The organism is Sandarakinorhabdus glacialis, assembly GCF_014643455.1.
Taxonomy (GTDB): Bacteria; Pseudomonadota; Alphaproteobacteria; order Sphingomonadales; family Sphingomonadaceae; genus Sandarakinorhabdus; species Sandarakinorhabdus glacialis.
Genome location: NZ_BMJM01000006.1, coordinates 93,485 through 106,641 on the forward strand (window position 1 = coordinate 93,485; position 13,157 = coordinate 106,641).

Consider the following 13,157-nt stretch of genomic DNA (forward strand, 5'->3'; position numbering starts at 1 on the left):
TCAGGCGAGGAGCGGGCTCGTCGGCGTCCGCACCGGGCTGGCGAGCACCTTGTCGACCTTGCGTCCGTCCATGTCGGCGATCTCGAACTTCCAGCGGTCGAGGGTGAAGGTCTCGCCGGTCTCGGGCAGATGGCGGAAATGCTCGAGGACGAACCCCGCGACGGTCTCGTAATCCCGGTCGGGCGCGAGATCGAAGCCGAGCCGGTCGGCCATCTCGTCGGCGGGCAGCGCGCCCGAGAACAGCCATGAACCGTCGTCGCGCTCGACCGCCGGCGGGTCGTTGTGGTCATCGACATCGGAACGGAATTCGCCGGCGATTGCCGCGAGCAGGTCGGCGGGGGTGACGATGCCCTCGAAATGGCCGTATTCGTCGTGGACCAGCGCCATCGTTATCGACGCCTCGCGCAGCACCGACAGCGCCTCGACGGCGTCGACGACGTCGGGGATGAAGGGAGCCGGCCTTGCCATCGCCGCGAGATCGAGCGGCCGGCCTTCGATCAACGCCTGGACGACGTCGCGCGCCTGGAGCACGCCGATGATGTTGTCGACGGTGCCGCGCGCCACCGGCAGCCTCGTGTGCGGGGTGGTGGCGAGATGCGCGCGGATGTCGGCATCGCTCATGTCGGCGTCGATCCAGTCGACATCGCCGCGAGGGGTCATCACGCCGCGCACGCGCCGGTCGGCAAGCCGCATGATGCCCGAGATCATCTGGCGCTCGCTCTCCTCGATGACGCCGGCGGTCTCGGCCTCCTGCACCACCGAGCGCAGTTCCTCCTCGGTGACGCGGTTGTCGCCGTGCTGGGCCTGGCCGAGCAATTTGAAGACCGCGGCGCTCGATTTGTCGAGCGCCCACACCGCCGGGGTGGCGACCCGCGCCACCACCGCCATGATCGGCGCCACGAACGACGCCAGCTTTTCAGGCGAGCGCAGCGCGAACTGCTTGGGAACCAGCTCGCCGACGATCAGCGAAAGATAGGTGGTGAAGACGATGACGACGGCGAAACCGACCTCCTCGGCCATCGCCGGGCGCAACCCGAACCACGCCGTGAGGCGCTGCCCCATCGGTACTGCCAGCGTCGCGCCCGAATAAGCGCCGTTGATGATGCCGACGAGGGTGATGCCGATCTGGACCGTCGACAGGAAGCTGCCCGGGTTCTCCGCCAGTTGCAGCGCCGCGCGCGCGCCGTGGTGACCGCTGGTCGCCATACCGCGCAGGCGTGGGCGCCGCGACGAGACAATGGCCATCTCCGACATGGCGAAGAAGCCATTGAGCAGGATCAACGCCGCGATGATGGCGACATCCAACCAGGGGAAAGTCTGCATTTGCTCCGAAGGATGACGCGGGGCCGGCCTGCCCGCATTGCGGCACCCTATAGGCAAATCGGGCCGGCGCGAAGAGGCTGTTCATCAAACGCTCACCGGCAGGCGCTAACGGAGCCATGCGCAAAGCGTATTAATGGTTTAACAGGTTGCGCGATCAACAAGGGAAGTCACGCATGGCAATCAACAAGTTTCTCATCATCGGCGCCCTGGCATCGTCGCTGGCGGTTTCGGGCTGCGTAACGGATCCGGAAACCGGCCAGCGGACGATTTCGCGCGCCGGCGGCGGGGCGGCGGCTGGTGCCGGTGCCGGCGCGTTGCTGGGGGCTTTGCTCGGCGGTCGCAACAACCGCGCCGAAGTGCTGATCGGAACCGGCATCGGCGCCATCGCCGGCGGTTCGATCGGCGGCTACATGGACAGGCAGGAGCGTGAATTGCGGGCGCGCACCGCCGGCACCGGCATCGAGGTCGAGCGCCAAGGCGACGACATCAACCTGAAATTGCCGTCGGGGATCAGCTTCGATTTCAACTCGTCGGCGGTAAAGCCTGAATTCCGCCCGGTCCTCGACCAGGTCGCGCAGACGCTGGCGTCGTACCAGTCGACCTTCATCGATGTTTCGGGTCACACCGATTCGGTCGGCACCGTCGCCATCAACCAGCGCCTGTCCGAGCAGCGCGCGCAGGCGGTCGCCGATTATCTGAGCTACCAGGGCGTCAACCGCGCCCGCGTCGCGACCAGCGGCTATGGCAAGTCGTACCCGATCGCGTCGAACGACACCGACGCCGGCCGCGCCCAGAACCGCCGCGTCGAGATCAAGCTGTCGCCGGTGACCGAGCAGGACATGGGAAATCAGGGCGGCGTCCAGAACCAGCGGCCGGGGCAGCCGGTCCAGCAGCCACGCCCGGGCTATTCGAACTAGGGTCGGCGCGCCGGGCGAGGGGCCAAACCTCTCGCCCGGCGGCGGCTAGCCGCGAAGGACAGCCCCCAGCTTTGCCGCTGCCGCGATGACCTTGGCCGATACGGCTTCGATCTCGGCGTCGGTCAGTGACTTGTCGATCGGCTGGATGGTGACTTCGATCGCCAGGCTGACCTTGCCGATGCCGAGGGACTGGCCGGCGAAGCGGTCGAACAGGCGAACGCCCGCGATCAGCGCCTTGTCGGCACCGGTTGCGGCGCGCACCAGCGCATCGGCGGCCAGCGTGTCGTCGGCGACGAAGGCGAAGTCGCGGGTCACCGGTTGCAATGTCGCGGGGGCATAGACACCGCGCGACTTGCGGCCGCGAGCGGGGGGCAGGGCGTCCAAATAGATTTCGACCGCCGCCACGATGCCCTTGACGTCGAAGGCCGCCAGCGTCGCCGGATGCACGATGCCGAAATCGGCGAGCACGGCCTTGCCCAGCACCAGCCGGCCGCTGCGGCCCGGGTGCCACCAGGCGTTTGCAGGCGGAGCGACGATCAGGCGATCGACGGGCGCACCGGCTGCGGCCAGCACCGCGAGCGCCTCGGCCTTGGCGTCATAGGCGTCGAAGCCGGTGGCGCCGCCGGTCTGCCAGCCGCGCGCCTGCGCCTCGCCGGCGAGCACCAGCGCTGCCGACGCATGCTCGCCGTCGGCCAGGTAGCGCTGGCCGAGTTCGAACAGCCGCACCGACGACTGGCCGCGATCGGCGTTGCGCTTTACCGCTGCGAGCAAGCCGGGCAGCAGCGACGGGCGCATCGCCGCCATGTCGGTCGAAATCGGGTTTTCGAGCGTCCACGCCGCGCCGCCAAAGGCATCGGCCTGTGCCGGCGGCAGAAAACTCCACGTCACCGCTTCATGATTGCCGCGCGCGGCGAGGACGCGGCGCACCCGGCGCTCGAGCTTTTGCGCCGGGGTCGCGGTCGGCAAGGCGACGCCCTCGGCGCGTGCCAAGGGGGTCGAGACGACGCGGTCGAGGCCATGGATGCGCACCACTTCCTCGACGAGATCGGCCTCGCCGTCCCAGCTTTCGGTCGCGCCGGCAACGCCGACATCGCGGCGCCATGTCGGCACCGTCACCGACCAGGGCGAGCCGCGCGTCACGCCGAAGCCTAGCCGGGTGAGGATCGCCTCCTGCTCGTCTTCCGCGACATCGATGCCGACGAGACCGAGGACGCGCGCCGGGCGGTATTGCACCGTCCTCATTTCCACGGGTGCCTGCCCGGCGCGGCTGATTTCACTGGCGGTACCGCCGCACAAGGCGAGGACGAGATGCGTCGCGATCGCCAGTCCATCATCGAGGAACGCCGGATCGACGCCGCGCTCGAAGCGCGTGCGCGCGTCGCTGGTCAGCAACAATTTCTGGCCGGTCCGGGCGATGCTTTCCGGGTCGAAATAGGCGCATTCGATGAGCACGTCGGTGGTCGTCTCGGAGCAGCCCGAATGCGCCCCGCCCATGATGCCGCCGATGTCGTGCACGTCATCGTCGTCGGCGATCACCGTCATGGTTTCGTCGACGGCATAGGTCTTGCCGTTGAGCGCGAGCACCTGCTCGCCGGCCTTCGCCTTGCGCGCGACGAGGGCGCCGCTCAGCTTGGCCCGGTCATAGACGTGGAGCGGGCGCCCGAGGTCGAACATGATGAAGTTGGTGATGTCGACCAGCGCCGAGATCGGTTTCTGGCCGATCGCGCGCAGCTTTTGCTGCAACCACGGGTGCGAGGGGCCATTGCTTACGCCATTGACACTGCACGCGAGAAAGGCCGGGCAGCCGGCCGGATCGTCGGTACGGATATCCGGGCCAGCCCCAGCGCGCGCCACCGCCAGCGTCTCGATGCGATAGGCTTCGGCCAACGACTTCAGCCGCCCGAGACCTCCCGCCGCAAGGTCGCGGGCAATACCGCGGACACCCATGCAATCCTGCCGGTTCGGGGTGATCGCCACGTCGAACACCGGGTCCGACAGCCCGGCCCAATCGACATAGCGCCCGCCGACCGGCGCATCCGCCGGCAGCTCGATGACGCCGTCATGCTCCTCCGACAGTTCGAGTTCGCGCATCGAGCACATCATGCCGCGCGATTCGACGCCGCGGATCGCCGCGACCTTGAGCGTGATCCCGGATCCCGGCACGAACGTCCCCGGCGCGCCGAAAACGCCCTTCATCCCGGCGCGCGCGTTGGGCGCACCGCAGACGACCTGCATCGGCTCGCCGCTGCCGGTGCTGACCGACAGGACCTGCAACTTGTCGGCCTGCGGGTGGCGCTCGGCGGTCAGCACTTCGGCGATAGTGAACGCCGAGAGCTTCGCCGCCGGGTCCTCGATGCCCTCGACCTCGAGCCCCAGGGAAACCAGTTTCGCCGAGATTTCCTCGATCGAGGCGGACGTCTCAAGATGCTCCTTGAGCCAGGAAAGCGAAAACTTCATGCCCCGACTCCACCACTTAGCGTGGGCACGTCGAACGCCGAGAAGCCGTGATGCTTCAACCAGCGCAAGTCCGCGTCGAAGAACGCCCGCAAATCGTTCATTCCGTATTTGAGCATCGCCAGCCGGTCGATGCCGCAGCCGAAGGCAAAGCCCTGGTACACCTCGGGATCGAGCCCGCACGACGCGATCACCCGCGGATGCACCATGCCGCTGCCCAGGATCTCGAGCCAGCTCGACGTGCCGCCGATCTTCAACCGGCCGCCCTCCCATGAACAGCCGACATCGACTTCGACCGAGGGCTCGGTGAAGGGAAAATAGCTCGGCCGCAGCCGCAACGTCACGTCGTCGACCTCGAAGAACGCCTTCACGAACGTCTCGAGCGTCCATTTCAGATTGGCCAGCGTGATGCCCTTGTCGATGACCAGCCCCTCGACCTGGTGGAACATCGGCGTGTGCGTCGCGTCGCTGTCCGAACGATACGTCCGCCCCGGCGCGATGATGCGGATCGGCGGCGCCTGCGTCATCATCGTGCGGATCTGTACCGGCGAAGTATGCGTCCGCAGCAACATGCGTTTGTCGCTGCCGGGCTCTTGCGGGAAGTAAAACGTGTCGTGCATCGCCCGCGCCGGATGCGTCTCGGGAATGTTGAGCGCGCTGAAATTATGACAGTCGTCCTCGATCTCGGGACCCGTCGCGACGGCGAACCCCAGGTCGGCGAAAATCTCCGCCAGTTCGTCCATCACCTGCGAAACCGGATGGATCGAGCCGGTCACCGCCGCCGCCACGGGCAATGTCATGTCGAGGCGTTCGCTCGCCAGCCGGGCATTAAGCGCCTCGGCCTCAAGCGCGATCTTGCGCGCCGAAAGCGCCCCGGCGACAGCTTCGCGCAGGCCGTTGAGCAGCGGCCCACGCACCTGGCGGTCGTCGGGCGACATGCCGCCCAATGTCTTCAGCAGCGCGGTGACGCTGCCCGACTTGCCCATCGCGGCGACGCGCACCGCCTCCAGCGCCTCGGGGCTGGCGGCAGCGGCGATCTGGTCCAGCAGGTCGGTCTTCAGCGTGTCGATATCCATCGGCGGGGTCTAGCGGGCCGAGCTCTGAAACAAAAGGGCCGCTGTTCGACTTGCCTCCGCCACCGTGGGGAGGCCGAGCAAACAAAAAGGGCGCGGAAGGTGTCCCCTCCGCGCCCCTTTTTCGTTCGTCCGATTATACTGCTTAAGCAGCCATCGCCGGCTTTGCATCGAGCGCGGTCTGGACCTGCGCGATGATCGCCTTGAAGATGTCGGGCTCGTGCATGGCGAGATCGGCCATGACCTTGCGATCGATCTCGATGCCGGCAAGCTTGGTGCCGTGCATGAAGACGCCATAGGTCAGGCCCTGCTCACGCACGGCTGCATTGATGCGCTGGATCCAGAGCGCCCGGAACGACCGCTTTTTGACCTTGCGATCGCGGTACGCATATTGTCCGGCCTTCTCCACCGCCTGGCGGGCGATGCGGATCGTGTTCTTGCGACGGCCGAAATAGCCCTTCGCCTGTTCAAGTACCCGCTTATGGCGAGCCTTGGTCGTTGTACCACGTTTGACGCGTGCCATTTTCCGGCCTCCTTACTTCAGGCCGTACGGAGCCCAGAGCTTCACCCGTGGCGTATCCGCCTCGGAGAGAACGCTGGTCCCGCGATTCTGGCGGATATACTTGGCATTGTGGCTGATCAAACGGTGACGCTTACCAGCGACGCCGTGCTTGATCTTGCCGGAAGCGGTGAATTTGAAGCGCTTCTTCACACCGCTCTTGGTCTTGAGCTTGGGCATTTTCGTCTCCATTGGACGCATCTTTGAACAGCCACGGCAGCCCATTCAGCCGGGCAGTTCGGTCATGCGAAGCGGCAGGCCATAGCGGCGCCTACCCGGCAATGCAACACATCATGCGCCCGACCGTTTCGGGAACACATGGGGACGATGCGGGTTACCGAGCCAATGGATGTTGCCGCGCCCCCGAGCACCGAAGCTGTCCCGGAGCGCGCCCGGCGCCGCCGCCGCATATGGCAGGTGCTCGCCGCAATCGCCATCATACTCATCGGATTGTATATCTATCAGTATGTTACCAAGGGCACGTTCTGGAAATCGACCTTTGAATCTTTTGTATCCAAAAAAGCCGGCCGCCCCGTAAAAGTCGCCGGCGACTTCGAACTCTACCTCGATCCCGACATTCGTTTCCGCGCCGATGGGCTGACCGTCGCCAACCCCGACTGGGCCGAGGCCGACCAGTTTTTTGCGGCGCGATCGATTCGCCTCGATGCGTCGCTGTGGAAGGCGATCTTCGGCAGGCTGACCGTCAACGATCTCGTCGTCGACGGCGGCCGCCTCGCACTGCAACGCCGCGCCGACAGGACCAACACCTGGACCTTTGGCGGCGGCGAGCTCGAAATTCCCGACGTCATCCGCGCCGCCATCACCGATAGCCGGATCGCGCTGGTCGATGCACCCACCGCCACCCGCCTCGACATGGTCTTCGGCGACATCGCCGGCACCGCGGCCAAGGGCAGCCAGAGCATCGCCGGCCCGCTGACCTTCACCGGCAAGGGCAGCACGCGCGGCGCCCCCTTCAGTCTCGAGGGCCGGCTGACAACACCCAACGAGGCCGCACTCGGCGGTCGCCTGGGCCTCGACGTGGCGGGTACCATCGCGCGCACCCGGATCACGCTCGCCGGCACCTTGCCGGGCGCCACCCGCATCGACGGCGCCAACCTGCGCGTCACCGCCGCCGGCCGCAATTTCCAGGATCCCGGCCGCCTGTTCGGCATCATCCTGCCGGCCACGCGCCCATATCGGCTCGCCGCCAACCTGACCAAAATCGACCGCGAATTTCGCTTCAGCAACCTCACCGGCCGCATCGGCGATTCGGACCTGGCCGGCAATCTCGTCGCCAAAATGGCGGCGAACGAGAACGAGCGTTTCCGCATCGACGGCACGCTCAATTCCAGAACGCTCGACATCAAGGATGTCGGCCCGCTGATCGGCTACGATCCTGAACGCCTCGAAGCCGGCAAGGGCGTCGTCACCCAGGTGGCGGGACGGCCGCGCGTGTTGCCCGACGCGCCGCTGGCGGTCGACGCCCTCGGCAAGTTCGACGCACGCATCGATTACCGTGCCAAGGCGGTTCGCACCGGCAAGCTGCCGTTCGACAACCTTCACCTGGTGCTGGGCCTCGACAACAGGGTCTTGACGCTGTCGCCGTTCGCCTTCGACATCGCCGGCGGGCGGCTGATCGCCAAGATCGGCATCAATGCGCGCAACCTGCCGGTGCTGACCGACTATGACATCCGCCTGACGCAAATACCGCTCGGGCGCGTGCTGACAGGTTTCAATGTCGAGGACGCCGGCACGACCGCATCGATTCGCGGCCGACTCCAGCTGAAGGGGCAGGGCGACACCATCCGCAAGTCGCTGGCGTCCTCGACCGGACGGATCGCGCTGGTGGTGCCCACGGGCATGCTGTGGGTACGCAATATCGAGCTTGCCGAGCTCGACCTGCAGAATTTCCTCACCGCGATGATCGGCAAGAAACTGAAGGAAAAGCGTCAGATCAACTGCGGCGTGGTGGCCTTTACCGTCACCGATGGCCAGGCGGTCGCCGACCCCATCCTGATCGACACCAACAAGGCGGTATTCCGCGGCCGCGGCGGTTTCAGCTTCAAGGACGAGGCGCTGGCGATGTCGCTTGAGGCCGATTCCAAGCAGTTCAGCCTGTTCTCGGGGCAATCGCCGATCGGCGTCGGCGGCTATTTTGCCGACCCGTCGATCAACCCGATCTCGGGCGAGTTGCTGGCGCGCGGCGCTGCTGCGGTCGGGCTCGGGCTAGTCGCGACGCCGGTCGCCGCGATCGCCGCGTTCATCGACCTCGGCGATGCCAAGGACGTCAACTGCACACCGATCCTCGCCGCAAAGCGCGACACCGCCAGAAGCCGCGCCGAAAACGCCAAAGCCAAGAACTGATCTTTCCCTCCCCCTAGAGGGGGGAGACGAGAGACGGCCCTTGCCGTCCCGGGTGGGGGTGTCCCCTGTGCCAAAAAAAAGCCCCTAAGCCCGCCCCGCCGTCGAACTCAAATTCCCCACATCGATCCCCAGCCCGCGATAAGCCGCCGGCCAGCGGCTGCCCACCGCAGTATCGAACAACAGCTCGGCATCCCCCGGCGCCGTCAGCCAGCCATGCCGGGTCAGCTCCCCATCGAGCTGCCCCGCGCCCCAGCCGGTATAGCCCAGCGCCGCCAGCCAGCGCGCCGGCCCCTTGTCGGCAGCAATGTCCTTCAGGATATCGAGCGTCGAGGTCAGGCCCCATTGGCCGCCGACCGAGATCGTGCTCTGCCCCTCGTATTCGGCGCTGTGGAGGACGAACCCCCGCGATGGCTCGACCGGGCCACCGTTCATCACCAGCGCCTGCGCCGGGGTCGCGCCCGGATCGATATCGAGCTGCTCCATCAGCGCCCGCACCGTCAGCGCGCCTGCGACATTATTGACCACCAGCCCGAGCGCGCCGTCGTCGTCGTGGAGGCACATGGCGATGACAACCCGCTCGAAACGCGGGTCGCCGATGCCGGGCATGGACAGCAAAAGCTGGCCGGATAGAAAGGGAGCGTCTGCCATAAGGCGGCGGACGATAGCCGCGTGCTGGACGATGGCCAAGGGGGCGTCTATGCGCGTGCAATCCCAATCCCGAACAACGAATGCAAAGGACCTGCCATGACCATCAAAGTCGGTGACACCATCCCGTCCGCCACGCTGATCAAGGCCAGCGAAGCCGGCCCGGCGCCGATCACCACCGCGGAGCTGTTCGATGGCCGCACCGTGGCGCTGTTCTCGGTCCCGGGCGCCTTCACCCCGACCTGCTCGGCCAAGCATCTGCCCGGCTTCGTCAATAATTCGGGCGCCTTCAAGTCGCAGGGCGTCGATGAAATCGTCTGCATCTCGGTCAACGACGCTTTTGTCATGGGCGCCTGGGGCAAGTCCGCCAGCGCCGACGACAAGGTCACCATGATCGCCGACGGCAATGCCGAATTCACGAAAGCCCTCGGCCTCGAGATGGACGCCAGCAAGTTCGGCATGGGCATCCGCGGGCAGCGTTTCTCGATGCTGGTCAAGAACGGCGTCGTCGCCCAGCTCAACGTCGAGGAGCCTGGCGCTTTCGCGGTTTCGTCGGCCGAACACATGATGGGCCAGCTGGCCTGATCTGAAACATTCCTCCATGGCCGTTACCCGCCGCTCGCTGCTGATCGCCACCGGCGCCGGGGCGGCGGTGGCGATCGGCTGGGCGGTATGGCCGCGCCAGCGTACCGGCAACTGGAGCGCCGGTGACGGCGAGCACCTCGTCAACGCCTGGGTCAAGATTGGCGCCGATGGCCGTGTCATTGTCGCCGTGCCGCAGGCCGAAATGGGGCAGGGCATCTGGTCGGGCCTCGCCCAGATCGTCGCCGACGAACTCGGTGCCGATTGGGAGGCGGTGGGCGTCGAACCCGCACCGCTGGGGCCGGACTATGCCAATCGCGGCATGCTGAACGACCAGTTGGCGTCGATGCCCGCCGCGATCCGCGGCATCGCCGACTGGGCCGGCGCGCGGCTTGTCGAATATTTCGATCTCCAGATCACCGGCGGCAGCACCTCGGTCCGCGCCTTCGAAACGCCGCTGCGCCACGCCGGGGCCTCGGCGCGCGCCATGCTGGTCGCCGCCGCCGCCCGTCGCTGGCAGGTCGCGCCCGAGGACTGCGACACCGCGGCGGGCTTCGTCATCCACAAGGCCAACCGCCTCAGCTTTGCCGATGTCGCCGGCGATGTGTCGGCGGATGACGCCCCAGATCCGCCGGTGCTGCGCAGCAAGCCTGTCTTAATCGGCAAGCCGGTGCTGCGGCTCGATATTCCATCGAAGACCGACGGCAGCGCCCGTTTCGGCGCCGATGTCCGCCTGCCCGGCATGATGTACGCCGCCATCCGCCAGGACCCCATCGGCGCGGTCCGCACCGCTGTCGACGCCAAGGCCTTGCCCCGGACAGCGCGGCTGGTCGAAGGGCCGGGCTTTATCGCCGTCGTCGCCGATGGCTGGTACGCCGCGAAAACCGCGCTCGACACGGTAAACACCAGCCACCGCGCCGCCGCGACGCCCGCCGGGCCGTGGCTCGAAGCCGGGCTGAAGGCAGCGCTCGACAGCCCCGGCGACCCGCTGCGCAGCGATGGCGATCTGTCCGCGGCGTCGGCAGCGGACGCCATCACCGCCGACTACACCCTGCCGTTTCTTGCCCATGCCTGCCTCGAGCCGATGACCGCGACCGCCTCGCTCAACGGCGGCAAGTGCGAAATCTGGGCGCCGACCCAGTCCGCCAGCCTCGCCCAATGGGCCACCGCCAGGGCGCTCGGCATCCCCGACGCCGACGTCACCGTCTACCCGACCTTTCTCGGCGGCGGCTTCGGCCGCAAGGCGGAGACCGACGCCGTCGTCCAGGCCGCGCTCATCGCCCGCGCCGCCGGCCGTCCTGTCCAATTGATCTGGAGCCGCGAGGAAGACTTCGGCCACGACATGTGGCGACCCGCGGCTGCCGCCCGGATGCGCGGCGCCTCGACCCCGGCCGGGATCGTCGCCTGGAACGCCATTATCGCCGTCCCCGATGTCGCCGTCAGCTTTCTCGGCCGCAACCTGCCGGCGATGGCGAGCGAGCCCAGTTCCAGCGCCGCCGCGATCGATGGCGCCGCCGAACTTCCCTATGCCATCGACAATTTTCGCATCACTCATACGCTCGCCGCCTGCCCGGTGCCGCTGGGGTTCTGGCGCTCGGTCGGGCACAGTTTCACCGGCTTCATCACCGAAAGCTTCATCGACGAACTGGCCCATGCCGCCGGCGAAAGCATCGATCCCGGCGCATTTCGCCTCGCCATGCTCAAGGACAAGCCCCGCCACGCCGCCGTATTGCGCGCGGTCCTGAAAGCCGGCGGCCCCCTCGGCCAAGTCAGCCCGGGCGTCGGGCGCGGCGTCGCCATGGTCGAATCGTTCGGCAGCATCGTCGCGCAGGTCGCCGAGGTCGAGCTCGTCAAGGGCGCCCCGCCGCGCGTCACTCAGGTCTGGGCCGCGATCGATTGCGGCCGCACCATCAACCCCGACAGCGTCCGCGCCCAGGTCGAAAGCGGCATCATCTACGGCCTGACCGCGGCGCTCCATGGCCGCGTCACATTCGCCGGCGGGGTGGCGCAGCAGGCCAATTTCGATACTCATCCCCTCGTATCGCTTGCCGATTCGCCGCTGATCGAGGTCATCATCATCGCATCCAACGAACCCCCCGGCGGCGTCGGCGAACCCGGCACCCCGCCGATCGCCCCCGCCGTGGCCAACGCCATCTTCGCCGCCGGCGGTGGCCGCCGGCGCAACCTGCCGCTCGTCTCGGCATGACGGCCGCACCGCTCCGGCTGCCCCCCGATCACCCGCAAGTCCGCGCCGGCCGCGTCGGCGTGCTGCTCGTCAACCTGGGCTCGCCCGACGCCCCCGACACCGCCTCGGTCCGGCGTTTCCTCGGCGAATTCCTGTCCGACCCGCGCGTCATCGAGATCCCCGGCATCATCTGGAAGCCGATCCTAAACCTGTTCATCCTCACCACCCGGCCGCAAAAGACCGCGAAAAACTACGCCAAGGTGTGGACGCCCGGCGGCTCGCCGATCACCGCTTATACCCGCGCCCAATCCGACGCCCTGCAAGGCGCCTTCGGCCCCGATGTCGTCGTCGACTGGGCGATGCGCTACGGCACTCGCTCGATTGCGGAACGGATGCAGGCGATGAAGGACCAGGGCTGCGACCGCATCCTGCTGGCGCCGCTCTACCCGCAATATTCGGCCGCCACCAACGCCACCGTTGTCGACGCCGCCAACGCCGCACTGGCCGGCTGGCGCTGGCAACCGGCATTGCGCACGCTGCCGCCCTATTACGACAGCGCCGACCATATCGACGCGCTCGCCGCCAGCATCCGCGAAGGCGTCGCTGGGCTCGATTTCGAGCCGCAGCTCATCGTCACCAGTTTCCACGGCATGCCCCGGCGCACGCTCGAGCAAGGCGATCCCTATCATTGCCATTGCCAGAAAACCGGGCGCTTGTTGCAGGAGGCGCTGCAGATACCATTGAAGGTCACCTTTCAATCGCGCTTCGGCCGCGCCGAATGGCTGCAACCCTATACCGATGGCACGCTTCGCACGCTGCCCGGCGAGGGCATTCGCCGCATCGCCGTGGCCTGCCCCGGATTCGCCGCCGATTGCCTCGAAACCCTCGAGGAAATCTCCATGGAGGGCCGCGAAACCTTCATGGCGGCGGGCGGCACGCACTTCGGTTACATCCCCTGCCTCAACGCCGCGCCAGGATCTGTCGAAATGCTCAAGACTTTACTCGCGACGGAACTTGCGGGCTGGATTTAAGCCGGTAATGTGAGACCCGAACCC

At 67.1% G+C, this 13,157-nt stretch carries 11 protein-coding genes; 5 read left to right on the plus strand and 6 right to left on the minus strand.

Going from position 1 to position 13,157, the window contains the following annotated elements:
• A complete protein-coding gene (locus tag IEW98_RS09970) occupies window positions 1-1,323 on the minus strand; it encodes a hemolysin family protein (RefSeq protein WP_188762797.1) in 1,323 nt (440 codons plus the stop codon).
• Between the two features lie 173 nt (window positions 1,324-1,496).
• On the opposite strand from IEW98_RS09970, the gene IEW98_RS09975 reads away from it, so the two are divergent.
• The gene (locus tag IEW98_RS09975; protein ID WP_188762798.1) at window positions 1,497-2,240 is read left to right on the plus strand and encodes a YiaD family glycine zipper/OmpA-like lipoprotein; all 744 of its coding nucleotides are present in this window, start codon (window positions 1,497-1,499) and stop codon (window positions 2,238-2,240) included.
• 45 nt (window positions 2,241-2,285) lie between these two features.
• Here the strand turns inward: IEW98_RS09975 and pheT are convergent, their stop codons facing one another.
• The 4 genes from pheT to rpmI all read right to left on the minus strand — a co-directional run bounded on the left by pheT (window position 2,286) and on the right by rpmI (window position 6,506).
• Window positions 2,286-4,697 carry a phenylalanine--tRNA ligase subunit beta gene (gene pheT / locus IEW98_RS09980; protein ID WP_188762799.1) on the minus strand — a complete coding sequence of 804 codons (2,412 nt, stop codon included), beginning with the start codon at window positions 4,695-4,697 and terminating at the stop codon, window positions 2,286-2,288.
• On the minus strand, window positions 4,694-5,770 hold the full coding sequence (gene pheS, locus IEW98_RS09985; RefSeq protein WP_188762800.1) for a phenylalanine--tRNA ligase subunit alpha: 1,077 nt from the start codon (window positions 5,768-5,770) through the stop codon (window positions 4,694-4,696). Before pheS ends, pheT begins: the two co-directional genes overlap by 4 nt.
• Before the next feature lie 142 nt (window positions 5,771-5,912).
• On the minus strand, window positions 5,913-6,290 hold the full coding sequence (gene rplT, locus IEW98_RS09990; protein WP_188762801.1) for a 50S ribosomal protein L20: 378 nt from the start codon (window positions 6,288-6,290) through the stop codon (window positions 5,913-5,915).
• Between the two features lie 12 nt (window positions 6,291-6,302).
• Window positions 6,303-6,506, minus strand: coding sequence for a 50S ribosomal protein L35 (gene rpmI, locus IEW98_RS09995; protein ID WP_188762802.1), 204 nt, complete (start codon window positions 6,504-6,506; stop codon window positions 6,303-6,305).
• Window positions 6,507-6,644: 138 nt separating this feature from the next.
• On the opposite strand from rpmI, the gene IEW98_RS10000 reads away from it, so the two are divergent.
• Window positions 6,645-8,690, plus strand: a complete 2,046-nt coding sequence (locus IEW98_RS10000) for an AsmA family protein (RefSeq protein ID WP_207792550.1) — start codon at window positions 6,645-6,647, stop codon at window positions 8,688-8,690.
• A gap of 84 nt (window positions 8,691-8,774) precedes the next feature.
• Here IEW98_RS10000 and IEW98_RS10005 read toward each other — a convergent pair whose 3' ends face one another.
• Window positions 8,775-9,338 carry a YqgE/AlgH family protein gene (locus IEW98_RS10005; protein ID WP_188762804.1) on the minus strand — a complete coding sequence of 188 codons (564 nt, stop codon included), beginning with the start codon at window positions 9,336-9,338 and terminating at the stop codon, window positions 8,775-8,777.
• Between the two features lie 96 nt (window positions 9,339-9,434).
• Between IEW98_RS10005 and IEW98_RS10010 the strand changes: the two genes are divergently transcribed.
• Genes IEW98_RS10010 through hemH form a run of 3 tightly spaced genes read left to right on the plus strand, consistent with a single transcriptional unit; the run spans window position 9,435 to window position 13,133 of the window.
• Window positions 9,435-9,920 (plus strand): peroxiredoxin, encoded by a 486-nt coding sequence (locus IEW98_RS10010; protein WP_188762805.1) that lies wholly within the window; start codon window positions 9,435-9,437, stop codon window positions 9,918-9,920.
• A gap of 16 nt (window positions 9,921-9,936) precedes the next feature.
• Window positions 9,937-12,123, plus strand: a complete 2,187-nt coding sequence (locus IEW98_RS10015) for a xanthine dehydrogenase family protein molybdopterin-binding subunit (RefSeq protein ID WP_188762806.1) — start codon at window positions 9,937-9,939, stop codon at window positions 12,121-12,123.
• Entirely contained in the window at window positions 12,120-13,133 is a 1,014-nt protein-coding gene (hemH, locus tag IEW98_RS10020; protein ID WP_188762807.1) for a ferrochelatase, read from the plus strand. The genes IEW98_RS10015 and hemH overlap by 4 nt, the downstream gene beginning before the upstream one ends.
• Window positions 13,134-13,157: the final 24 nt, after the last annotated feature.

What these genes read in the sequence shown, in the direction of transcription:
- IEW98_RS09970 (WP_188762797.1), bottom strand. Translation starts at nt 1,323, where the DNA reads ATGCAGACTTTCCCCTGGTTGGATGTCGCCATCATCGCGGCGTTGATC.
- IEW98_RS09975 (WP_188762798.1), top strand. Translation starts at nt 1,497, where the DNA reads ATGGCAATCAACAAGTTTCTCATCATCGGCGCCCTGGCATCGTCGCTG.
- pheT (WP_188762799.1), bottom strand. Translation starts at nt 4,697, where the DNA reads ATGAAGTTTTCGCTTTCCTGGCTCAAGGAGCATCTTGAGACGTCCGCC.
- pheS (WP_188762800.1), bottom strand. Translation starts at nt 5,770, where the DNA reads ATGGATATCGACACGCTGAAGACCGACCTGCTGGACCAGATCGCCGCT.
- rplT (WP_188762801.1), bottom strand. Translation starts at nt 6,290, where the DNA reads ATGGCACGCGTCAAACGTGGTACAACGACCAAGGCTCGCCATAAGCGG.
- rpmI (WP_188762802.1), bottom strand. Translation starts at nt 6,506, where the DNA reads ATGCCCAAGCTCAAGACCAAGAGCGGTGTGAAGAAGCGCTTCAAATTC.
- IEW98_RS10000 (WP_207792550.1), top strand. Translation starts at nt 6,645, where the DNA reads ATGGGGACGATGCGGGTTACCGAGCCAATGGATGTTGCCGCGCCCCCG.
- IEW98_RS10005 (WP_188762804.1), bottom strand. Translation starts at nt 9,338, where the DNA reads ATGGCAGACGCTCCCTTTCTATCCGGCCAGCTTTTGCTGTCCATGCCC.
- IEW98_RS10010 (WP_188762805.1), top strand. Translation starts at nt 9,435, where the DNA reads ATGACCATCAAAGTCGGTGACACCATCCCGTCCGCCACGCTGATCAAG.
- IEW98_RS10015 (WP_188762806.1), top strand. Translation starts at nt 9,937, where the DNA reads ATGGCCGTTACCCGCCGCTCGCTGCTGATCGCCACCGGCGCCGGGGCG.
- hemH (WP_188762807.1), top strand. Translation starts at nt 12,120, where the DNA reads ATGACGGCCGCACCGCTCCGGCTGCCCCCCGATCACCCGCAAGTCCGC.